At 46.8% G+C, this 23,216-nt stretch carries 24 protein-coding genes and 1 tRNA gene; 14 read left to right on the top strand and 11 right to left on the bottom strand.

Features of this window, described 5'->3' with window-relative positions:
* Nucleotides 1-54: 54 nt before the first annotated feature.
* The gene (locus KNO72_RS00775) at nt 55-1,089 is read right to left on the bottom strand and encodes a PTS sugar transporter subunit IIC (protein WP_159562249.1); all 1,035 of its coding nucleotides are present in this window, start codon (nt 1,087-1,089) and stop codon (nt 55-57) included.
* A gap of 259 nt (nt 1,090-1,348) precedes the next feature.
* Between KNO72_RS00775 and KNO72_RS00770 the strand changes: the two genes are divergently transcribed.
* On the top strand, nt 1,349-4,012 hold the full coding sequence (locus KNO72_RS00770; RefSeq protein ID WP_078146853.1) for a cation-transporting P-type ATPase: 2,664 nt from the start codon (nt 1,349-1,351) through the stop codon (nt 4,010-4,012).
* A 60-nt stretch (nt 4,013-4,072) separates the two neighbouring features.
* Nucleotides 4,073-4,201, top strand: a complete 129-nt coding sequence (locus tag KNO72_RS15720; RefSeq protein ID WP_256363520.1) for a hypothetical protein — start codon at nt 4,073-4,075, stop codon at nt 4,199-4,201.
* Between the two features lie 63 nt (nt 4,202-4,264).
* Here the strand turns inward: KNO72_RS15720 and KNO72_RS00765 are convergent, their stop codons facing one another.
* From KNO72_RS00765 to KNO72_RS00755, 3 genes are all read right to left on the bottom strand, one after another.
* Complete coding sequence (locus KNO72_RS00765; RefSeq protein WP_078146854.1) at nt 4,265-4,537, bottom strand: hypothetical protein; 273 nt, start codon at nt 4,535-4,537, stop codon at nt 4,265-4,267.
* 62 nt (nt 4,538-4,599) lie between these two features.
* Nucleotides 4,600-5,241 (bottom strand): hypothetical protein, encoded by a 642-nt coding sequence (locus KNO72_RS00760; RefSeq protein ID WP_078146855.1) that lies wholly within the window; start codon nt 5,239-5,241, stop codon nt 4,600-4,602.
* An 84-nt stretch (nt 5,242-5,325) separates the two neighbouring features.
* Nucleotides 5,326-5,682 (bottom strand): PilZ domain-containing protein, encoded by a 357-nt coding sequence (locus KNO72_RS00755; protein WP_012726233.1) that lies wholly within the window; start codon nt 5,680-5,682, stop codon nt 5,326-5,328.
* A 147-nt stretch (nt 5,683-5,829) separates the two neighbouring features.
* Here KNO72_RS00755 and KNO72_RS00750 point away from each other — a divergent pair, with 147 nt between their 5' ends.
* Nucleotides 5,830-6,078 carry a hypothetical protein gene (locus KNO72_RS00750; RefSeq protein WP_078146856.1) on the top strand — a complete coding sequence of 83 codons (249 nt, stop codon included), beginning with the start codon at nt 5,830-5,832 and terminating at the stop codon, nt 6,076-6,078.
* A gap of 38 nt (nt 6,079-6,116) precedes the next feature.
* Here KNO72_RS00750 and KNO72_RS00745 read toward each other — a convergent pair whose 3' ends face one another.
* The 5 genes from KNO72_RS00745 to KNO72_RS00725 form a co-directional block, all read right to left on the bottom strand.
* Nucleotides 6,117-6,812 (bottom strand): queuosine precursor transporter, encoded by a 696-nt coding sequence (locus KNO72_RS00745; protein WP_214688788.1) that lies wholly within the window; start codon nt 6,810-6,812, stop codon nt 6,117-6,119.
* A gap of 319 nt (nt 6,813-7,131) precedes the next feature.
* Nucleotides 7,132-7,202 (bottom strand) — tRNA-Thr (locus KNO72_RS00740).
* Nucleotides 7,203-7,309: 107 nt separating this feature from the next.
* Nucleotides 7,310-9,703 carry an immune inhibitor A domain-containing protein gene (locus KNO72_RS00735; RefSeq protein ID WP_214757048.1) on the bottom strand — a complete coding sequence of 798 codons (2,394 nt, stop codon included), beginning with the start codon at nt 9,701-9,703 and terminating at the stop codon, nt 7,310-7,312.
* A 138-nt stretch (nt 9,704-9,841) separates the two neighbouring features.
* Entirely contained in the window at nt 9,842-10,633 is a 792-nt protein-coding gene (locus KNO72_RS00730; protein WP_078146859.1) for a class I SAM-dependent methyltransferase, read from the bottom strand.
* 40 nt (nt 10,634-10,673) lie between these two features.
* On the bottom strand, nt 10,674-10,985 hold the full coding sequence (locus tag KNO72_RS00725; protein ID WP_012726238.1) for a hypothetical protein: 312 nt from the start codon (nt 10,983-10,985) through the stop codon (nt 10,674-10,676).
* A gap of 182 nt (nt 10,986-11,167) precedes the next feature.
* On the opposite strand from KNO72_RS00725, the gene KNO72_RS00720 reads away from it, so the two are divergent.
* The 7 genes from KNO72_RS00720 to KNO72_RS00690 all read left to right on the top strand — a co-directional run bounded on the left by KNO72_RS00720 (nt 11,168) and on the right by KNO72_RS00690 (nt 18,037).
* Nucleotides 11,168-12,031, top strand: coding sequence for a cation diffusion facilitator family transporter (locus KNO72_RS00720; protein ID WP_214757047.1), 864 nt, complete (start codon nt 11,168-11,170; stop codon nt 12,029-12,031).
* 87 nt (nt 12,032-12,118) lie between these two features.
* Entirely contained in the window at nt 12,119-12,595 is a 477-nt protein-coding gene (locus KNO72_RS00715) for an N-acetyltransferase (RefSeq protein ID WP_214684347.1), read from the top strand.
* A 47-nt stretch (nt 12,596-12,642) separates the two neighbouring features.
* Nucleotides 12,643-13,632, top strand: a complete 990-nt coding sequence (locus KNO72_RS00710) for a LacI family DNA-binding transcriptional regulator (RefSeq protein WP_214688785.1) — start codon at nt 12,643-12,645, stop codon at nt 13,630-13,632.
* 107 nt (nt 13,633-13,739) lie between these two features.
* Nucleotides 13,740-14,678, top strand: a complete 939-nt coding sequence (locus KNO72_RS00705; RefSeq protein ID WP_214757046.1) for a carbohydrate kinase family protein — start codon at nt 13,740-13,742, stop codon at nt 14,676-14,678.
* Nucleotides 14,679-14,680: 2 nt separating this feature from the next.
* Nucleotides 14,681-16,111, top strand: a complete 1,431-nt coding sequence (locus KNO72_RS00700) for a sucrose-specific PTS transporter subunit IIBC (RefSeq protein WP_078146864.1) — start codon at nt 14,681-14,683, stop codon at nt 16,109-16,111.
* A 19-nt stretch (nt 16,112-16,130) separates the two neighbouring features.
* Nucleotides 16,131-17,549 (top strand): glycoside hydrolase family 32 protein, encoded by a 1,419-nt coding sequence (locus KNO72_RS00695; protein WP_214757045.1) that lies wholly within the window; start codon nt 16,131-16,133, stop codon nt 17,547-17,549.
* 101 nt (nt 17,550-17,650) lie between these two features.
* A complete protein-coding gene (locus KNO72_RS00690; RefSeq protein WP_214757044.1) occupies nt 17,651-18,037 on the top strand; it encodes a hypothetical protein in 387 nt (128 codons plus the stop codon).
* Between the two features lie 49 nt (nt 18,038-18,086).
* Here the strand turns inward: KNO72_RS00690 and KNO72_RS00685 are convergent, their stop codons facing one another.
* Nucleotides 18,087-18,932 carry an alpha/beta fold hydrolase gene (locus KNO72_RS00685; protein ID WP_214757043.1) on the bottom strand — a complete coding sequence of 282 codons (846 nt, stop codon included), beginning with the start codon at nt 18,930-18,932 and terminating at the stop codon, nt 18,087-18,089.
* A gap of 116 nt (nt 18,933-19,048) precedes the next feature.
* Here KNO72_RS00685 and KNO72_RS00680 point away from each other — a divergent pair, with 116 nt between their 5' ends.
* The 4 genes from KNO72_RS00680 (at nt 19,049) to KNO72_RS00665 (ending at nt 22,401) form a co-directional block, all read left to right on the top strand.
* Nucleotides 19,049-20,056, top strand: coding sequence for a helix-turn-helix transcriptional regulator (locus KNO72_RS00680; protein WP_214684342.1), 1,008 nt, complete (start codon nt 19,049-19,051; stop codon nt 20,054-20,056).
* Nucleotides 20,057-20,256: 200 nt separating this feature from the next.
* Entirely contained in the window at nt 20,257-21,117 is an 861-nt protein-coding gene (locus tag KNO72_RS00675) for a metal-dependent hydrolase (RefSeq protein ID WP_214757042.1), read from the top strand.
* Nucleotides 21,118-21,125: 8 nt separating this feature from the next.
* A complete protein-coding gene (locus KNO72_RS00670; RefSeq protein ID WP_074037060.1) occupies nt 21,126-21,890 on the top strand; it encodes a DUF817 domain-containing protein in 765 nt (254 codons plus the stop codon).
* An 85-nt stretch (nt 21,891-21,975) separates the two neighbouring features.
* Nucleotides 21,976-22,401: a hypothetical protein gene (locus KNO72_RS00665; protein WP_074037059.1), complete on the top strand. Its 426-nt coding sequence runs from the start codon at nt 21,976-21,978 to the stop codon at nt 22,399-22,401.
* A gap of 306 nt (nt 22,402-22,707) precedes the next feature.
* Here the strand turns inward: KNO72_RS00665 and KNO72_RS00660 are convergent, their stop codons facing one another.
* On the bottom strand, nt 22,708-23,007 hold the full coding sequence (locus KNO72_RS00660) for a hypothetical protein (protein WP_214684341.1): 300 nt from the start codon (nt 23,005-23,007) through the stop codon (nt 22,708-22,710).
* Between the last annotated feature and the right edge of the window lie 209 nt (nt 23,008-23,216).

Below are 23,216 nucleotides of genomic sequence, written 5' to 3'. Positions count from 1 at the left end.
AATAAAAAATCGATGCCACCGAATAATTCGTTCGAGCGTGCATCGATTTTTTAATTAGGCCGCATCTTCTTCTGTCGATTCGACTTTTTCCGTATGACGGACAATCGGGAAATTTTTGAACAAACGGCTTCCGATCAAGCCGAAACCGATCCCAAGGATGAATAGCACGACGGCTGTGAAGGTGACCGTTTGCCAATCGTTGAAACCATACATGACTAGAAGTCCCGGAATCCCGGCTGCCGAACCTGGCGCATCGTTGATCATACCGGTCATGGCGACAATCAATCCGGCGATGGCTCCACCGACAAAGTTGACACTGTAAATCGGAATCGGGTTAGCAGAAATGAGGTCAGCTTGCGTCAACGGTTCGATGGCGACAGAGAGTTGATCTTTCTTTGTTCCGATTTTCAATTGACGGAACAACAAGTAATTCATTGAGATGGACGCGGTCAACGCGAGCGCGGCAATCGCCATCGGGACCCCGGTCAAACCGAGCATCGCCGTCAAGGCCATCGAACTGAGAGGCGACGTTGATACGACCGTGACGATCCCTCCTAAGACGAGACCCATGACGACCGGATTTTGTGTTGCTGCCAGTTCGATGACAGCTCCAATCTGTTCAAGTGTGTTTGTCACGAGTGGGTCTACCCCTGTCGCGACGAGACGGGCGAGCGGTGCCATCACGATGACGTAGAAAATCATATCGACGCCGGTCGGCAGATAGCGATTGATTCGAGTGCCAGCCAAAGCCAAAAGATATCCTGCAAAAAAGCCAGGAAGGATTCCGAATCCCGATACAGACAACCCGATCATCAAACTATAGACGGGGTTGATTCCAAGTGCGATGGCGACAAGAGCCGCAGCGGCAGGACCTGACAAAGCGCCAGCCGCTTGACCTACTTCTTCATAAAGAGGAAGTGGCAGCAATCCGCCGATTGCATACGCGTTGAACGCTTCGACGAGGAAACTCGCGATTGCAGCACCGGCCAATGCTCCCATCGCCTTCATTCCAAAAGGCGCCTTATAACTAAATAATGTGAACAAGGCGAGGATGAGCAGTAAAAGTGCGATTCCTTGAATAATGACCATAAACTCTTCCTTCTTTCTATCTCTATTTATTCATAATTTATTCTATATTCATGCATAGAAAGACTTCTGTAAAGCCATATTCAAAAGAAAAATTAAAATTGAACAATGATACCGGTTACAATTAGAAATTCCAAACCAAGAAAGCGTTTTCTTTGAAAAATGACATCAATTCTACAAGTTTGCACGTGTCGAGCCGCATGAGATTGGGAACAGATAGGGGAAAGACTTTTCAAAAAGTATTGGTCGAGGAGGATGAATTATGCAGAAGGAAGACAGACCGTGGCATGCGCTCGAAGTAGATGAGGTGCGAACCCATGTGGAGACTGATCTTGAATCAGGTCTTACAACAGAAAGTGTCACAAGTCGTCAAGACGAATTCGGCAAAAACGTATTGCCGGAGAAAGAGAAAACCCCTGAAATTATAAAATTTCTAAGACAATTCAATGATGTTCTCGTGTACGTCTTGTTAGCGGCTGCCGTCGTCACAGGATTCTTAGGGGAGTACATCGATACGATCGTCATCGTTTTAGTCGTCACGATTATCGGCGTCGTCGGATATCTTCAAGAGAATAAGGCCGAAGAGGCGCTAGAAGGAATCAAAAAATTGTTAGAAACAAAGGCGACCGTCGTTCGAAACGGCAAGCAATCCGAAATCGACTCGAGTGACCTGGTCGTCGGGGATGTGCTTGTGCTTGCTGCCGGTGATAAAGTGCCGGCCGATGCCCGTGTCGTGCAAGCCGAAAAGTTTAAGGTCGAGGAATCGGCCTTAACGGGAGAGGCGACGACTGTCGAGAAAAAATCAGACGTCGTGAAAGAAGAATCGGTGTTGGCCGACCGGAAAAACATGGTGTACTCAGGAACGAGTGTCGCGACGGGAAGTGCAAAAGCTATCGTGACAGCCATCGGTGAAGGGACGGAGCTCGGCCAAATCAACGCTTCAATCTCAGAAGTGCAGACCGTCAAAACCCCTCTGATTCGACAGACGACCAAGTTTGGTCAAACGGTGTCCATCGCCATCTTGATCATCTCCGTCGTGATTTATGCGTTCGGCTACTTTTTACGGGATTATGAGCCGGTCGAATTGATGCTGACGACAATCGGTCTTGCCGTTGCGGCAATTCCTGAAGGATTGCCTGCCGTCATCTCCATCATTTTGGCGCTCGGTGTACGAAATATGGCCGAACAAAAAGCGATTGTGCGAAGTCTACCATCTGTCGAAACTCTTGGTGCTGTATCTGTCATTTGTACGGATAAAACAGGTACATTGACAAAGAATGAGATGACCGTCAAACAAATCGTGACAGCGAACCATGATATCGAAGTCTCGGGTAGCGGATATGCTCCGAATGGAGATCTCGAATTGAATGGTCAACCGTTTGACTTGGACGATGACGAGTCGATGATCGACCTGTTAACCGTTGGGAAAACATGTAACGATGCGCAGTTGAATGAAGAAGACGGGGACTGGGTCATTAACGGTGATCCAACCGAGGCTTGTCTGTTGACCGTCGCTGAGAAGGCCGAGCGCCCGATCGAACGTTTAAAAGTCATTTCGAAGATCCCGTTCGATTCTGAATATAAATACATGGCGACGCTCGTCGATTACAAAGGAGAGCGAATGATTTTCGTCAAAGGTGCCCCGGACCGACTCTTTGATATGGCATTGTCTGAAGACTTTAAACAAGACTATTGGGATGAAAAACGAAAAGAGATCGCAGACCGCGGTCAACGCGTTCTCGGTGCAGGCTTGAAACGTGTCGACAGTTCAAAAGCGTCAATCGACCATGAAGATGTTGAAGATGGTCTAACTTTCCTCGGATTGTTCGGAATCGTCGATCCACCTCGACAAGAAGCCATCGATGCGGTCGCCGCGTGTCGTGATGCTGGGATTCGAATTAAAATGATCACGGGAGACCATAAAGATACCGCTGTCGCGATTGCAAAAGAACTGGGCATGGAAGTGGAAGGCGCCCTCGAAGGTCGTGAATTGACAGATATGACAGATGAAGAAATCAAAGAGGCTTCCGTTCATAACGATGTATTCGCACGGACCAGCCCTAACGACAAGCTTCGTCTCGTCAAAGGATTGCAAGAGAACGGTCTGATTACATCGATGACAGGAGATGGTGTGAACGACGCACCTGCCTTAAAACGTGCTGACATTGGTGTGGCAATGGGGATTAAAGGGACGGAAGTAGCGAAAGAAGCATCTCAGATGGTTCTTGTCGATGACAACTTCAAAACGATCTATAACGCCGTACGAGAAGGACGACGGGTGTACGATAACCTGAAGAAAACCATTCTCTTCTTGCTTCCGACAAACGGAGGTCAAGCGTTGCTTGTGGCAATGAGTATCTTGCTCGGAGCGGCTGCACCGCTCAGTCCTGTGCAGATTTTATGGGTCAACATGGTTGTCGCGATTACTCTCTCTTTAGCAATCGCTTTCGAACCACTCGAAGAGAGTACGATGAAACGACCGCCACGTCCGGCCAATGTGCCGCTACTCAGCCGATACTATATTTTCCGCGTCACCTTCGTTTCAATTATTATCGGGGGCGGTAGTTTATGGATCAACTATATGCTCGGAGATTTCGACTACTCGACCGAGAAATTACAAACGATTACCTTGAATGCCATCGTCATGGCCCAGCTCTTCCACTTGTACAACTGCCGTACGGAGTTGGCACCTGCATTCAACCGACATTTCTTTGACAATAAGATTGCGTTTCTCGTATCGGCCTTACTCATTGCCCTACAATTGTTCATCACGTACGTACCGTTTATGCACACGTTATTCGGTACCGCTCCATTAACGTGGGAAGATTGGATTTATCCAGTGGCATTTGGTGCCGTCGTCTTTATCATTGTTGAAATTGAGAAGGCGATCTCCAGACGTGTCATCGGCAACCGGAATATACACTGATACGTTTCATTCATGTGAAAAAAGGTTAAACAAGTGGAGTAAACATGAAGGAGGGATACGATGAAGCGTGACGAATCACAACCAGGGGTTCACCCGGATCCGCTACCGGATGATGAATCGAACCCGGCGAAAAAACCGGCTCCGACACAGCATCCTGACCCTGATCCAGAGGAAGAATCGAACGAATAAAGCGTGTAACAGGTAAAAGATCCTCCTAGCTGAAATAAGCTAGGAGGATCTTTTTGAGTTGGTTTATGATGTTGACTTTACAGAGCGGCTATTTTGTAGCCGATTGAATGATTTCTCGTTCATATGTTCCGTGATGACAAAATCACCGACTGGGCATTCCCATTTCCCTTTTTCGACAACACATTCGCGCAATGTCACTTGGTCATCGTATAAATCTAGTTCCAATGTGTCTTTCAAAAATTGATCGACTTTTTGGTTTGGAACTTTTACATATTCATTGAATTCGAGCTCTTCATTCTTGACAGTCACGTAAGAAGTGACTTGGAAATAACGCATGTGATGGTCTCCTTCATTAAAAACTAACTTCTAGTATAGCCGTTTCTGATGAAAACGGGTACTCAATGTTTCATTTCAGCACGTTCACGCTTCGGAGGTGCTTCGTTGAACGGTTTTTGATGGCGAATCATGAGCCAAAAAATGAGACCGAACAACGGGATATAGGGGAGCGGCCATAAGCTCATCTTATAGCGTTTCGCGTCCCGATTCATTAACGTAATTTGAATGAATGCCAACAAAAAGAAATCGACGGTCATCGTTCGAACAAATTGATTGTTCTCCACATAGGACCAGTATTCTGCAACATTTCCAGTATTGGCTGCAGCGATGAACAACCCGATTGTCACCAGTAAAAGCACAACGCCGAGGATACGGGTCGGCAGCGGTTTGACCGGGGTCGGATAAGGTGACTGTCTCGCAAAAGCCAAATAAGGAGCGAGTAGAAATCCCCCAACGAAAAAACTGGTGACAGCGGCGATGAGTGGATTCGGTTTGAGCTGATTCACTTCTGACCAAAGAAGTGGAAACATCGCCAGGGGAAACACCCCTAAGATACTAAAGAGCGATAGAGAATAGCCTTCGTACGCCTCGGTATTATAAGTCACAAAATCGAGAAGAAAGCGTCCGTCGAACGGGACATTTGGACCGATGACGGCGAATGCAATTGCCAGTCCCCAAGGAATCAATAAGAATTTTCTTGTCATACGAACACCTCGTCAATGGTTGATAGTTGTAGTATACCCTCTTTTGGAGACACGAAAAAATGAGAAGATGCCTGACGCATGTTCTCATTTATTTTCACGTGCATACGTTTTAATCATCGTGACGAGTTGCTGAGTTTCGTCAGCTTTCACATCAAGCATGATTCCATAATCATACAGCGAGCCCGTTTGGCCACGGTGTCTGACATGTCCCATGAGTTCGATCGGTTGAAGTGTCGGAACGAGGTCGAAAAGAAAATGGACCTGTAAATCATCAGAGAGCGGGAAGAGGTAGTCCGAACGCAATTTTAATCCATGAGAACTCACATTGAGGAGCAATCCTTCCCCATCATAGAGTTCTTTTTCTTCCCATACAAGTCGATAAGGGATGGTACGGGGATTCGGTAGGATATAGCGGAACGTCTCCTGGCGGCGATAACGCATCAATTCACCCCATTTCTTTACTTCTTTTATCGGCAAAATTGAATTTAAAATGAAGTGGAAGATTGTATAAAATTATAGTGTACTCGCTTTACAAATTTGAAAGCGCTTTCTATAATGGATGTACGATTTGAATAGGGAGGAGATCAGATGAATGTCCATGATTTACTCCGACGTTACTCGATTCAAACACCAGTCATCTATGAAAAAAAACGTAACGGGGAGTGGGTTAAACTCGAGCGCTTACCTGCTTATACCATTCTTGAAGTCGAAACGAACGATCATACCATCGAGGCGGTCGCGATTGATGCATTCAAAGCGATTACCGTCTGTCGAGAGTCGGCGTCGATTGAAGAAGCCCGTCCGTATGCTGTGCGTATCCTGATTGAACGACCATAAGAAAAGCCGTAACTTCATGTTGAAGTTACGGCTTTTCTTTATGCTGCATCCTGTTCGGTTTCGTCTTGTGGATTTGTTCGTTTTGCGTAATACATAAACGGTGTCGCCATCCAAGCGATCACAAACTTTGCCACGTATGTCGTGATAAAGATGTTCCACCAAATGTCCCATTCCATTCCCCAGAATGCGATGATGCAGAACGTGAACGTATCAATCAGTTGAGATAAGACGGTCGAACCTGTCGTACGAAGCCAAAGCTTCTTCTCGCCCGTTTTTGCACGGATCTTTGAATAGACGAAGACATCGAACAATTGAGAGACCAAATAGGCAGCAAGGCTACCGAGTGTGATCAATGGCAGCATCGAGAAGAGTGCCTCGAAGCTTTCATGCATGAACAGTGCCTCTTCAAACGGCTCATATAAAAGTGCATATTGCATGAGTACCGTTGAGACGATCAAGATGAAAAATCCGAGCCATACGCCTTTACGGGCAGCCACTCGCCCATGTTTTTCGTTCAAAATATCGGTTGCCAAGTAGAGCGAACCGTAAACGATGTTACCGAGCGTGAAAATATATCCGCCAATTACAATCTGTTGCGTGACTTGGATGTTTGCTACGACCGAAGCCATCGCAATCCAAGCATATAAGCCGACTCGTCCGAATAACTTGTAACTGAGGACGAGTAGTCCGAGTGTAAGGATGGCAGAAGGAATCCATAACCATTCGTTTAGCATGAATCATGCTCCTTCCTCTAACTATTCAATGATTTCAACTTTTCAAGTTTATAGAGGAACGGAAATGATGTCAAGGAGAGGGGGGAGGTCCACTCAGGTAAACACCGTAAAATTATAAAACCCTCTTCTATATCAAAAGTGCTTCTGGAAACTCCCTGCTAAGTGCAATCGTTCGACAAACTAAAAATCGATTCGACAAACCGTGATTCGCGACATGAAAAATAAGAAAGTGGGAACAAAGTGGGAACGGGCAAAAAGAAAGCACCTCCTGTCATAAACAGGAAGTGCTCTGAACCGCTTGGTTGAGCGGTATTGTTGATGCCTCCGACGAGAATCGAACTCGTGCTGCAGCATTACCATTGCTGAGGTCTGCCACTAACCTACAGAGGCGTTATACCAACTATGTTACACAGATTATTCGTCATTTTCAAGCTTTTTTAGAATAATAAGACCTCCAATCTTCGATAGAGGAAGACTGGAGGTCGAATGCTACATGTTTATTTTGTACGGATCCAAACGGCACCTGCAGAGTTGTCTTTCGCTTCACCGACTACGTCAATGACGAGACCGTATTGCGGAAGTTTGCGTCCTGCATCTGGAATGAGCGAGTTGATGTAAGAGTTTGCATCATTGAACTGCTTCACGCCAGGCTGTGCTTTGTAATCGTACACGCCACGACTCGGTGAATCGATATACCAAGCGAGCGTCTTATCGAGACTGAATGCCGCATCAGCAATTTGGTAACGTGTGCTACCTGCGACTGTCTGTTGACCGTTCAAGTTACCGATCAGCGCTTGTGGATGTGAATCGACGACACCGAGGAATCCTTCACCAGGGTGAACACCGACCCAGTTATCTGTGAACGAGTCATCACCATACCACACGACAAGACCAGTGTTGTATTTCACGCCGCGGCCGTTGAGAAGACCCATATCCGACCCAGCGTGGTTACGCCATTCGAGGTAGTAATAGTGTGGTTTTGAATCGTATCCGTCTGAAGAGACGAATCCATCGAGCGTCACGGCTTCAGCGCCTTCTGCATCATCTGCGAAGAGTGTTGCGGATTCTGATTTGATTGACAAGTTATCGACTGCGAAGCCTTTCATAGCGACGCCGCCGTCTGTCACGTATTCAAAGACGATTTGAACATCTTGACCAGCGAATTGTGAGAGGTCGTATGATTTGTTGACCCATGCACCGTTCGTCGTCTCAGCAGGGTAGCCCGCTTCGTTTGCGCCGTTGACGTCGTCACCGAATACATCGAGAACGACTTCTTGACCACTGCTGAGGGCTTTGATGTACAAGTAATCATAGTCCGATTCGACTTCATAGAATGAATCGAATGCGAGGACTCCGTCCGCACCAAGTTTCACAGCTGGTGTTGCCATCTCAGTATGGATGTCGTCACCTTTTGTCGAGTAATAGTAGCGATCGCCATAAACTGGTTCGATTCCTTTAATCTTCTTATCAGGAAGGTTGACTTTGACGATGCCTGGGTTGTTTGATTTCGTCACAGATTGGTCGAGTTGTGCGACGAACCCTTGAGAGTTGAGGTCTTCAAGGTCGACTTCTGTGATGTTTGCCCAGTTTCCACCCATGATTTTTTGGAAGTATTCTTTGTTTTGTGGTGAGAAGCTTGTTGGCTCCGTACCTGCGACTTTACCGGCCCAGCTACCGCCACTCATGATTGACCATGATTGAATCGGTTCGCCTTGACCTGTGTACTGCGTATCGTACTCATCTGGAAGACCGAGGTCATGTCCGAATTCGTGTGCGAAAACGCCGACCGCACCATCTTCTGGTTGAATCGTGTAATCGTACGCAGCCATTTTTCCGCCCCAGTAAGGAACTGCAGCTTCTGTATTGGCTACTGGGTAAACACCATCAAGAACCCAGCGATGTGACCATACCGCATCGTCACCGAGCGCACCGCCACCCGCTTCTTGGCCAGTCCCAGCGTGGATGATCATCAAGTGGTCAACGAGACCGTCCGGCTCATTGAAGTCACCGTCTCCATCCAAATCGTATAGATCGTATTGGTCATGTTCTTTCAAATCGATTCCAGATGCGACCGCAGCATTCAACGCATCTTTGACGAGTTGACGTGGTCCCGGTCCGACGTTATCATGTCCGCCATCGCCTTTGTCCGCACCGTAGTCTTTTGCGGTTCCCGGAACGGTCAACCACTCCGAAACCTCACCATCGACAGTATAACTTCCGCCTGATTGTTCTTCATAGTATTGTTTGAACGTTTGAACCTTTTCACCGTTAAAGAGTTCAAATTGTTGATCACCGAACATATACTTTTCATAATGTTCTTTACTGAAGTTATCGCTGTACATATAGCCCGGCTCTTGGATGATGTTATTGTGTTTGAAATCGCTGTACTCGACGAGGAGAACGAGGACTTTATCTTCACGTACCGAACCGTTGTATGCAGATTGCCGGGCAGGAGAAACCTTCACTTGACCGTTCGGTTTCCCTTTACGGTAATTTCCTTGCCCTTTTTTCGCTTTATCAAGAATTCGTTTTGATTCCTTTTCGAATTGAGTATGTATCTTCTCTTTTGCTTTTGAAGCCTTCTCGTTCACTTTGTCGTCGTGCTTATGTGGATCTTTCGCTTCACCTTGCTTTTTCGAGATATATGCATCGACTGCTTTCATGCGTTCAGATGCAGACAAACCTTTTTTGATGACGCCGCGTTTCTCGAGAGCTTTCGCGAGACGCTCTTCATCGATGATGTTGTGGTCGAACGGAGCGAGCTCGCTCGTTGTCGGTACCGATGGCGCAACCGAGAGGGGAGCGGCACCAGCTGCCGGAACGATACTGACTGTCATGGCAGATGTCATGAGAGCCGCTAGAGTCGTTCGACGGATGGAACGTTTTTTCATTTGTATGAACCTCCTGTTAAAAAATAATGGGAAAATGTGTGAGCTTGTTGTAAATGTACTCTTTGTGTCTGATTAATGTCAATATTCAGAAAATAATAAACGAAAAAGGAGTCTAAAGACCTATTTAGTTCAATTTGACTAAATAGACTTAGACTCAAGGTCGATATATCCGTAATGGAACTTCGACGTTTTACGTTTTATGTGAGCGAAACCGTACCGTTCAAAGGTATCGCTCTCAAAATGCGCCTTCAAGACAATTCGTTTCTTGGCTACTCGTGTTGCTTCGGTAATCAATTCTTGCGTGAGAGGGGAAGTGTCGGCGATTGTGCGAAGTGGGTTCAGATGAACCGATTCTGAAATCGTCTTTTCAAACATCGGATCAAAGTAGATACAATCAAACGAATTTTCCGCACACGTTTTCAAATAGTCAAGAGAGTTGGAGTGAACGACCTCAATGCGTCGCATCGCCTCATTGACCTGCTCATCTTTTTCGACCCATACGGACATGCCTTCTCGGACGAGTTGTGCCGTAATGAATTGACTCTCAAGGCCAATTACTTTACCGTTTGAACCGGCGACATGGCTCATGACGATACTGTCCGAGCCGAGTCCGAGTGTACAATCTAAAATATGATCACCCGGAGTTGCTTGCATGGCGTCAATGAGTGGATCTGATCCACCTCGGCTCAGTTGCTTCACCCGAAAGACGGAGCTCGATGGGTGGAAAAAGAACGGTTCTGTACTATGCAGAGGTGTGAACTCGACACGTCGTTTATCAAATACAAGTACATCTCGTTGATGACGTTTCTTCAACTCGTCGATGGAAAGTTTGCGCCGGTCGACAAATTTCATCTTGTATTCTGTGGCATGTGTATGCGCTCGAGATAAGACATCATCTGTCGGACGTAAACAAGTGGTTACAATATACATGATTCGGGCTCCTTCATAAAAAATGAGACGCAGGTGCGTCTCATTTTTTCTTGCTGAGTAAGTCTGATAATTCATCGATGAGTGCTTTATGAGAAGCAAGTTCTTTCTTCTTCTCGTCGTTCACGTTCATCGGACGTTTTGAACGGCTTTGTAGCGCTTCAAGCGTTTCATCGATTGACGATTTCAACGTATCGCGTTCTTCAGGTTTCAAAGATACTTCGTGCGGATTTTCACCAGAAGCATCTAATTCGCGGAGACGTGCCATCAATTGCTTTGCCTCGCGATTCAAATCGATTAACAATCTGTCAATTTGTTCCAGTCGTAATTTGATCCCATCACGTTCTGTAAACATCTGTTTCACCTCTTTTTGCGGTTTAACCCTAAGGTCTCTTCCTGTTTACTTTACCATAAAATTTGTTAAACGAAACTACCGGGAATATATTCCATTTATTTTGGCTGTAAGAAACATTGTTTCTCTATCCCCACACGAAGTTCACCTGCTATACTAACTGAGCTAATTAAGGAGGTGGGCGGATGGAAACAACAAATCATCCACCAAAAGCGCTCAAAGGAGCGATTGTGTCGATTAAGGCATATTTGATCTTATCTATACTAAAGGTATTCTTCGGATACTTATATGAATCTGAGGCGGTCCTAGCCGATGGATTCAACAATACGACGGATATAATTGCATCAGTCGCGGTCTATATTGGCATTCGGGTGGCTGCATTGCCACGGGATGCCGAGCATAAATATGGTCATGCGAAGATGGAGACGATCTCTGCACTCATCGCTTCATTGATTATGATTGGGGTCGGTATTTTCGTCTTCTTTAACAGTCTGTCGAATTTAATCGGGGGCGAGTATACAGAGCCGAACCCGTTGGCGGCGGTCGTCGCCTTCGTCAGTGCGCTCGTCATGTTCGGGGTGTATCGGTTCAACTTGAACCTCGCGAAGAAGACAAAGTCATTGGCACTTAAGGCGGCAGCGAAAGACAATTTGGCCGATGCGATGATTTCAGTCGGAGCCACGCTTGGTGTGCTATTTGCTTATTTTCAACTGTCTTGGATGGACACGGTCTTAGCAATTGTGATTGCCGGCATGATCATCCGGACAGCGATCCAAATCTTTTTAGATGCCACCCATCAGCTTTCTGACGGGTTCCCTCCGCACCTCGTCGAGTCCTATGAGGAGACGATTGAACAATTTGAGCGGGTGAAAGAAGTTCGGGAAATCAAAGGGCGTCATCTAGGGAATCACGTGATGCTCGACGTGACGATTGCAGTCGATGGCGATTTGACCGTGGACGCGGCCCATGAATTATGTGATGACATCGAACGGAAATTAGATGAACAGCATGCGGTCGATTCGGTGCATATTCATATCGAACCGATTTGACGTTCGGTTATCTTTTGCGCTTCATGAAGGGATTCGTTTATAATAAGCGCAGACAGATATTGAACTACTAGTTAAGGAGGGCACGGGATGAACATCGTGCGTCAACCTATTCGCCAGATTGATGAGATTGAATATGAACATTTTCAGAAGTATGGAGAAAACGCATATGGCGTTTCTGCTGAAGAGTTGAAAGGGATTCTCGAAGAAATGGGGTCCGAGCAACTTTATCACGCAGAAGAGCATAGTTATGGAGAAGACTTCTATTACGACTTGATGGTCGATGACAAACTGGTCGGTAAAGTCTTGTTACTCAAGCTTGCCCGCGTATACCAACTCGACCTGATGGTGTTCGATGCGTACAAAAACAAAGGATATGCGACGGAAGGTTTGCGACTTGCCTTACTGGACTCAAAATTGATGGATGGACAAACAGTCCGGGCTGGCATCCCACCGACGAGCCCACATCAACAAGAGATGCATCATATTCTCATTCAGAACGGGTTCGAAAAGCGGAACGGTTTGTATTATTTAAATTTCAAGAAACGATATGTGGTAAACCATTAAGCTGACGGCGTCTCGCACGTCAGCTTTTTTCATATGGAGGGGTAAGGATGAAGCAAGTCACCATTAAAGACATTGCGGAGCTCGCTGGTGTCGCCAAAAGTACGGTCTCACGCTATCTGAACGGTGGATCGGTCGGAAAGGCAACAAGGGAAAAACTCGACCGGGTCATTCGAGATACGAACTATGAGCCGAATCAGTTCGCTCAAAGTCTCAAGTCGAAACAGACGAAGATGATTGGGGTCATCGTTCCACGGCTTGATTCGTATGCCGCCTCACGGACGATGATGGGGATTGATGAACAGCTCACAGAACGAGGATATCAAATGCTCGTCGTCAATACAGCACAACAGACGGAACGAGAAATCGAACAGCTATATAATTTGGCCAAACAAAAAGTTGCCGGAATCATCTGGCTCGGGACGACGGTCACGGAACGTCATCTTGAGGCGATTGAGGCGATTCAAATCCCGGTCTTGTTGATTGGTCAGCAACATGACAATGTCCATAGTCTCGTCTATCCTGACTATGATGCGGCCTATGCGCTCGGTAAACAGTTCACGGAGTGGGGTCATCGAAACGTGGTCTATGTCGGGGTGTATGAATCGGATATCGCGGTCGGTCAAGCACGCCGTGACGGATTTTTGCGGGCGTTTCAAGAGTCGGAGGCAAATGTCAAAGTCATTCAAACGACGTTTAAGATTGAGGATGCCATTCCAATCGGTGAACAGTTGGCGGATAATGTTGGCTCTGTTTCCTTAATCGTTTGTGCGACCGACAACATTGCCTTAGGCGTCCTGAAAGGATTAGCGAATCAGGGGGTCTCTGTCCCAAGAGATGTCTCTGTCAGTGGATTTGGAGGATATGATTTCACGGAAGTCCTGCATCCATCCATCACGACGGTACACCTTCCTTATCGCCGAACTGGTGCGAAAGCTGCCGACATGATGCTACAGCTGTTGCAAGGTGAACACGTCTCAATGAAAACGTTCACAATTTTTGAACTAAAAGTGCGCGAAAGCGTTGACAAGTTAAACTAAATCGTTTACATTTGTGTTGCGGAACCGGTTCCGCAACATTTTTTATTCTAAAATGGAACCGGTACCAATTGTATAAAGAACTTATATGATTTATGGAGGTGGACGATATGAACACCGTACATTGTATCGGCGAATTATTGATTGACTGGGTATGCGAGGATGCGTCTAGCGATCTCTTGAACGGGACGACGTTCGTCAAGAAGGCGGGAGGCGCACCTGCGAATGTCGCGGCAGTCGTCAGTAAGCACGGGGGGCAATCTAGTTTCCTCGGACAGGTTGGAGATGACCCGTTTGGTCTCTTCTTGAAACAGACGTTGGTCGAGAACGGCGTCCGAACAGAAAACCTTGTGGAGTCTGGAGACACGACGTTCGCATTCGTATCGATTCAAGAGGACGGAGAGCGGGACTTCACATTCCGTCGCGGAAGTGACGGGGAGTATGCCTTCGAGTCGATCGACTTATCGGTGATCGAGTCAGGGGACATCATTCATTTCGGCTCGGCGACAGCACTACTTGATGGAAAATTGAAAGACGCGTACTTCAAGTTATTGCAATTTGCAAAGCGGGATGGCTTGTTTATCTCGTTCGACCCGAACTATCGAGATGCATTGATCACGGACCTCGAGCAATTTAAACAAGATGCGAGACACTTCATCGCGGAATCGGACTTCATTAAACTGAGCGAAGAAGAAGCATACTTGTTAACCGGAGAAGAACAACTAGAAGACGCTGTTCGTGCACTGCTTGAATTAGGGGCAAAACAGATTGCCATCACACTAGGGTCTCGTGGGACGTTGATTGCGACAAGCACGCATCATGAAATCGTTCCTTCAATCTCAATCGACAGTATCGATTCGACGGGAGCGGGAGATGCGTTCGTCGGAGCTTACTTATATCGGTTGGCAACACTCGGGTTTGACCCGGAGCGCTTACGTTCCGACATTGAATATGCGAACGTAACGGGTGCATTGACATGTACAGCTTATGGCGCTATTCCAGCAATTCCATCACGACAACTTGTGAATGAAACGTTAGGAGGGAAATGAAGATGGATTACAAAAAAGAAGCAGCATCGATCCTAGAGGCGATTGGTGGGAAAGAAAACGTTGCGGCAGCCGCGCACTGTGCGACTCGCCTTCGACTCGTATTGAACGATGAGTCAAAGGTCGATGAGAAAGCACTCGAACAACTTGATGTGGTTAAGGGAACATTCTCTACAGGAGGACAATATCAAATCATCATCGGACAAGGTACGGTCAACAAGGTCTATGCGGAATTTTCACAATTGACTGGCCTTGGAGACATGTCGACGACAGACGTGAAGTCAGCCGGAGCGAAAAAAATGAACCCGCTCCAACAGTTCGTCAAAATGTTATCGGATATCTTCGTTCCAATCATCCCGGCCATCGTCGCCGGCGGTCTCTTGATGGGAATCAACAACTTATTGACGGCACCGGATTTGTTCTTTGATGGACGTTCGTTGATTGACCAGTATCCAGGCATGGCCGACCTCGCAGCGATGATCAATACGTTCGCAAACGCCGCCTTCGTCTTCCTTCCTGTACTCATAGGGTTCTCCGCAGCCAAACGGTTCGGTGGTAACCCGTACCTAGGTGCAGCGCTCGGGATGATCATGGTCCACCCGGACTTGATCAATGCATACGCTCAGGCAAGTGTTGAAGAGATTCCGGTTTGGAACATTTTCGGACTCGAGATTGAGAAGTTAGGATACCAAGGACAAGTCTTACCAGTCCTCGTCTCGACGTATATTTTATCGAAGCTTGAAATTAACATTCGGAAGTTTATGCCGGCGTCACTAGATATCTTGCTTACGCCATTGCTCTCACTCCTCTTCACAGCGTTCATCACGTTCGCTTTCGTCGGACCGATCACTCGTGAAGCAGGGAACTTGATCATTGATGGGTTGGTATGGACGTACGATTCACTCGGGTTCGTCGGTGGCTTGATCATGGGTCTTCTCTACGCTCCAATCGTTATCACGGGGATGCACCATAGCTTCATCGCAATTGAGACACAACTTCTCGCCGATATCGCTGAAACAGGGGGATCGTTCATCTTCCCGATTGCTGCGATGTCAAACGTTGCACAAGGGGCTGCTACCCTTGCGGTCTTCTTCTTGACTGCTGATAAGAAGATGAAAGGTGTCGCCTCAGCATCAGGAATCTCTGCATTACTTGGAATCACAGAGCCTGCCATGTTCGGGGTCAATTTAAAACTTCGTTATCCATTCATCGCAGCCATCGTTGGTTCAGCCGTTGCGTCTGCATTCATCGTTGGAAACGACGTATTGGCAGTAGCGCTCGGTGCTGCCGGATTACCAGGTATTATTTCAATCGCACCGGGTTCGATCATCTCGTATATCATTGGTATGGCGATCGCATTCGCCGTGACATTCGGATTGACATTCATCCTTGCGAAACGACAAGCAAAAAAAGAAGCGGTCAAACAAGCCGCGTAACGAAAAAGGAAGTGACACTATGAATTGGACGAAGGCCGAACGTTATCGTTCACTCCGTGACGTGAGCGCCCTCGAAATGGAGGTGCTCCGTGCAAAGACGGCCGCATCCCCGTGGCGGTTTGGGTACCACATCCAGCCGCCGACGGGCCTCCTCAATGACCCGAACGGCTTCGCATATTACGATGGAGAGTACCATCTATTCTATCAATGGTTCCCGCTCGGGCCAGTTCACGGTCTCAAACATTGGTATCATGTCAGTTCGAAAAATCTCGTCCATTGGACCGACCGCGGGGTGGCGTTAGTCCCTGAAACGAAGGAGGATTCCCACGGTGCCTATTCTGGAAGTGGGTTCGTCGTAAACGACACACTTCACGTCATGTATACCGGGAATCATCGTACGGACGATTGGACGCGTCACGCCTCGCAAATTATCGGTGTCTTACGTGACGGGATGATCGAGCGGCGCAACGTGGCCATCCCGGATATTCCGGCCGGTTACACGGAACATTTCCGCGATCCGAAAGTATGGGAAGAAGATGGATCATATTATGCGATTGTCGGTGCACAGCGAACGGATGAGACAGGATGTGTCGTCTTATATCGTTCGACCAACTTGAATGATTGGACGTTTTTAGGTGAAGTGAAGACGGAGCTCGAGCAGTTCGGTTACATGTGGGAATGTCCGGACGTGTTTGAACTGAATGGAAGGCATGTCCTCATTTTTTCTCCGCAAGGGATTGAGCCTGAAGGTCATCGCTATCACAACATCTATCAATCTGGATACGTCACAGGCACTCTCGATTTAGAGACGCTCGTCTTCACGCACGAGTCGTTTGAAGAGCTCGACTTCGGTTTCGACTTTTACGCCCCGCAATCGACGGAGCATGACGGTCGTCGCATTCTAGTCGGTTGGATGGGCCTACCGGAGATCGAATATCCGACAGACCGCTACGGTTGGGCCCATGCGTTGACGCTCCCTCGAGAACTCTCGCTTGAAGATGGCGTATTAAAACAACGACCAATCTCTGAAATGAAGCAACTCCGATCTAATCAGTTCGTAAACGAATCAGGGACACGGCTTGACGTGATCTCACCCGAACGTTTTGAATTGGAACTGTCGACAGCTGGAGAAGACTTCAAACTTGAACTATTGAAGACAGAAGATGAGTCGCTCGTGATTCGGTACGAGAAAGATACAAACGAATTGACCATCGATCGGACAAACGCGGGTGAACCGTTCGCGACGGAGTTTGGGACGACCCGGACAAAAGTGATTGAGGTCACGTCCCTTCATCTGTATGTCGACTCGTCGAGTGTCGAATGTTTCGTCAATGACGGTGACGCTGTGGCAACCCTTCGCGTCTTCCCAAGTGATGGTGAGAAACGAGTCCGCTACGTCGGAGACGAGGCAAGTTTAGTCGGTTGGAAATATGAATGAATGTAAAAGCTGAGCGTTTGCTCGGCTTTTTAATTTTTCCAAATGTTGAAACCGTTTCGATTGGATCTACGTATAGATGAAGAGAAGAGAGAGGTGAGAGAATGAATAAAATGATGAAGTGGGTTGATGCGATTCGAACGATTACCGCACCGTTTGGAGATCCGATTGGAGAAATTGAGAATGAAGAAGTTGAACGCGTGAAGGTGGCGGAGTCGACGGTGCGCGGAATAATGAATCCAGAAGTGAAGTTAGAGTTTCATGAATTGAGCCAGGTGCGGGTGTTCGCGGAAATGCTACGAAGTTCAGAAGAAATCGAAGATATCGAAATCGAAGTGGCACCCGATTTTGATCTCTTGCTGCAGTTTAAAGGTGGAAAGCAAGAACGCTATCAGCTTTGGCTCGGTCAACCGGAGCATCCAAGTGTGATCACAGAATTTAACGAACAGACGTTATCTGGCGACTACCGGAACATACGACGAATCAATTGATTGATGCCCTCGGGTTAGATACGTAAAAAAGCACCTCTTTTTGAGATGCTTACGAGTTGAATCGGATAAACCGTTCGATTTGTCGTTCTGATTTTCTCGCTTGTCGTCCGACCCAAATGAGGTGTCCTGGGCTGTTCAGGATTGTTAACTGAGCATGCGGGATCAATCGCTTCGCGTAATGCGCATGACGAACGGGGACGGCCTTGTCATTTTTTGAATGGACGATGTAGGTCGGGCAGGTGACACCGAGTAAGACCTCACTTGAGACACGTTGTTTTAAATCGAACTGTGCGCCAAGTCCAAACGCCATCTGATTCGCGACACGTTTTAGGAGGAAGATGTCATAGGGTGATACCTCTTCTCGAATTGTCTCGAGTGCCAACACACTCGTCGATTGAATCATACGGGCCGTTGCTTCAAATGGATGTTTTTGAATGGCACGAGCGATGAACTGTTTCATGATGTATTGAAGGGCGATGAATGCCGGCTGGACGATATTTCGACTGACCGTGTCCCGATACGGGAAATCGACGACACTCGTTACGGCGGCAGCGAGTGTCAAGCTGAGTACACGCTGATTCTGTGAAGCGAGCTCGATGGCGGTCGGTCCTCCGGCAGAGATGCCATATACATGATACCGTTCAATCTGTAGCATCTGCATCAAGTGATGGAGTTGTGTCGCAAACGCTTGAGGCGATGCTGAAAAAGTGTAGGGAGTTTCTCCATATCCAGGCCGAGATGGGACAATGACCCGGAAACCGGACAAAACGAGTTGGTCCACATGGTATGGTTCTAGACTTGAGGATTGGGTCCCATGAATCAGTACGATGACGGGACCGTGACCACGGTCTATATATTCGATTTTTGAGCCGTTGACGTGTGCATAATGTTTCACTGTAGATGGCGCCTCCTTAAACAGTTTGTAATGGAAAATACCTTTATTTCGTGGAAATAAAATGATAATGTCTGTTTATACATAATTTAGATAGAGAAACGAAAGGGGATAGAACCGTGAATAACCGAGAGCGGTTACTTGAAGTTCGACGTTTCTTCGAACGTTACACGGACGAAGCGAATCCAAAGACACTAGAAGATTTGCTCGAGTACTTGTCAACGATAGGAGATACTTCTAAGTTAGCAAAAAAATCGGTGAAAGACGATATCCAGGCACTGAATAATTCGGGGTTTGAAGTGCAGGATGAATTGGAGAAGAATGGTCTCGCTAAAAAGTATTGGCATTCGGCCCGCTTATTTGAGATTCATGAACTCCGGATGATGGTCGATGCGATTGTCGCAGCGAAATTTATCTCGGAAGACGTGACCGAGGAAATTGTAGAGAAACTTCAAATGCTGACGAGTATCCCTGAAGCGAAGACGCTACAATCGATCATCAAGACGCCGAAGAAAAAACACGGACACATTCCTTACCATATCGATCGTATCCAACGGGCCATTCATGAACGAAAAGCTATCTCGTTCCAATATACAGACGTCGTCGGATTTGATGTGACGAAACGAACGTTCCCGCTCCGCCGTGACGGAGAGCGATACGTCGTTAATCCAATCGATTTGCATTGGAATCACGAGCAGTACTACTTGATCGGGATCGACGAATCAATCGGAGAGGTGCGGAACTACCGGGTTGACCGCATCGTCAATTCGGAGATTGTGGAAGATGGCACCATTCGTCCGAAGCATCATTTACCTGATGATTACTATCAAAAATCATTCAATATGTATAACGGATCTGATGAACAAATCGTTTTGTCCGTCGACGAACGCGTTCTCCCGGTCATCTTTGACAAGTTAGGGGAAGACGTTTCTGTTTCTGAACATGGAGAACGATTCCTCATCCGCTTCGATGCGGCCGTTTCTGACGGATTTATTTACTGGTTGCTATCTTTGGGTTCACAAGTAGAAGTGGTTGAACCACTCACGCTTCGTGATCATATGAAAGCAACGATTGAGAAGATGGCAATTACTTATGAACATACAAGCATTCATTCCGCCATCGAGTAAGCAGATGTGCTATACTGCTTGCGACACTAGATGAAGGGGGACAGGCGGATGTTGAATTGGATGCCATTGATCATTCCGATTGTCGCTGTCATTTTCGTAACGATCGTCGCAAGACGCGCCATGAAAATGGATAAAGAGAACTAATAGGAAGAGACATCGTCCAGGATTGGGAGATGTCTCTTTCGCTATGGAGGTAGAACGTGGATACGATTACACATACGTTATTCGGTTTGACGTTATATGGTGCAGCCGATAAACGTGATTTACAACAACATGAAAAACGAGCCTTATTCGTCACGACACTCGTCGGGAGCCAAATCCCTGACAGTGATGTAATTTCACGGCTATGGGACACGGAAGGCATGTATCAGATGTGGCATCGCGGCATCACTCACTCGATCTTCCTCGTTCCGCTCTTTGCACTGCTCATCTACATACTGGTTCGCCTTCTCTTTCGAGTGACGGACATCCGCTATTTTTGGTGGGCATTATTGTCAGTCTTCGTACACAATACATCCGATTTGTTCAATGCATGGGGGACAGGGTATTTCGAACCGATCTCGGACGTGAGGATCACATTCGGTGTGATCCCGATTGTCGATTTTGTCTATTGGGGAATCTTCTTGGTCGCCTGGCTCGTCGCACGTAAACAAGAAGTCCGTTATAAGACGTATCGGTATGCGTGGGCTGCCCTCGTTCTTTGTGTCGCGCTTCAAAGTGCGCAGGGCGCCTATTTATATCAGTCTTATTCAATGGAATATGACGAAGTGGCGCTCTCGGCTTCATTTATCCCGACTCAGTTCACGGTCATTACGAAGACTGACGAGGACGTATCGCTCTTTCAAGATTCGATATATCAAGAAGCGACCTTGCAATACGAATTGACGAGTGCCGAAAAGGCGAGTCTTGAACCATTGTTTGAAGCGAATCATGAGGCGCGCACATTGACCAAATGGTCGCCGTTCGTCGTCATCGTAGCAAACGAAGAACGGCTCGGCGTCTTTGACCCGCGGTTTTATGATGGCGAATCCTCATTTTTATATGAATACATCGAAAGGTAGGACAACGGATGGGACGTATACGTTATCTCTTTATCTTCGCTTACGAACAGGCACTTAGTTGTATCTTTCCGGTCGCCATCTTCGGAGCGCTTGCCGTCACAAAGTTTGTAGAGTTACCACTCCCACGATATGACGTTTTACTCATCTGGTGTTTGTTCGTTCAAGTCGTCCTTGTGAAGACGGGGCTCGAGACGATGGAAGAAGTGAAGGTCATCAGCTGGTTCCATGTCATCGGTCTTGGACTTGAATTATTCAAGGTGCAGATGGGGTCATGGAGTTATCCGGATGAGGCGTTCACAAAAGTGTGGGGCGTCCCGCTCTATGCCGGATTTATGTATGCGAGCGTTGGTAGTTACGTCGTCCAGGCATGGCGTCGTCTCGATTTACGATTTACGAAGATGCCGCACCCAATCATCGCCTTCGGACTTGGCATCGCCATTTACTTCAACTTTTTTTGGCACCATGTTTGGTTAGACCTACGGTGGCTGTTGATCGCATTCATCTTTTTGGCGTTCGGTCGCTCGGTTGTCTCGTATAAACTCGACGATCGACGATTTGAGATGCCGGTCGTCCTGTCATTCTTCTTGATTGCCTGCTTTATCTGGCTTGCTGAAAATATTGTCACGTTCTACAACGGCTGGGCGTATCCGGACCAATTGAACGGTTGGGCCATCGTTGATTTAGGAAAACTGTCGTCCTGGTTCCTACTCGTCATCATCAGTATCCTCCTTGTCGCTTGGCAAAAGCGAAAATTGGAGTATGAATTACCTTAAACTCGACATGTGTCGAGTTTTTTTGTGAGGGGACACGAATCCTTTTTTGAAGAAAGTCGTATTGTAAAACGAGGTGATTCGGTTGTTGGAAATTGTACTTACTTGGTTGATTGGATTATTGTGTCTAGGATCTCTTGTCATCTATTGGAGAGAGTGGCGAAAGACTCGGAATCGAGTCAAACTAGGACAAGCTTGTCTCGCAATGTTTTGTTCGTTTCTTGTACTTGGAATGGCAGGCATGGAAACGTACGACCGCATGACGACGAATCACATCGTCGAGACGGGAGAATGTTATGTCGTCGATGACCGATCATCGAAGGGTTCATCGAACGTGACGCTATGGTTCGGAGAGCGGTCATACGGCTTCAAGGAAATTCCGGACGTTGCATATGGTCCAGGATATGTGTTTACGTGTCGCGCAATAATGACAAAGCAGATGCAATCAGGAATCGATTATGAGTTGCGATCACTTGACGGTGAGCTATTATATTCAACTCGTTCAGATGATTGATTGCGTGAAACTCAAAAACAAAACGTGTTCAAAGCTAATTTTATAGCTTCGAACACGTTTTACTATGATTGACTCCTGTACGTATGCCATAAAAGCAACATCATGACGATAAAACCCAGTCCTCCGACTAAATTGGTTATGAACAAGATGTGCTGAGACGATAAGAGACGGAGTATGGCCTGCCATATCAAAGACAGTGAAATTACGACAAAAATGAAAACACCAAATGGATTAGCGAGAATCGCAATAAGTTTATGATTCATTGTCATTCACTAAATGACCGGAATTTCTTGAACGCCATACCAATCATTTCGATTCCTTCATCTTGTTTCGTTTTCTCTCTAAAAAGATCGGAAGGATATTCAAAAAGATTGCCGCAACCGTCAAGAACCATAGCGCACGCGACATACCGGGTACGACATCTGTTATGGCACCCCAGTCCTTAGCTTCGACCCACATGTTGAGCAAGCTATATTCGGCGCATAACGTGAGAGCAACTAATGATAGGGCAATCGCCATCGGCAGCTTATAGTCCTTCTCCATCATAAATACGGTCAAATTGATGAGCGTCGCCCCGATCGCCGCCAATCCAAAAATAATCCACATCCTTTAACCCCCTAAATATTTCTATCTATACATTGTATCATACAAATTAACCCAGATAAATTTCAGAAAATTGTTTCTATTTACATAATAATTATGCTAGAATCAGTGGAAAGTGTCTTTGGATATTATTCCCTTTAGAAAATGAACAATCAACCGGACATCCTTTCACACTTTTGATTGAGAGATTTGCATTCAAAAGGAGATCGAAC

The organism is Exiguobacterium sp. s123, assembly GCF_018617075.1.
GTDB lineage: Bacteria > Bacillota > Bacilli > Exiguobacteriales > Exiguobacteriaceae > Exiguobacterium > Exiguobacterium profundum.
This window is presented reverse-complemented; position numbering and strand designations above follow the sequence as displayed.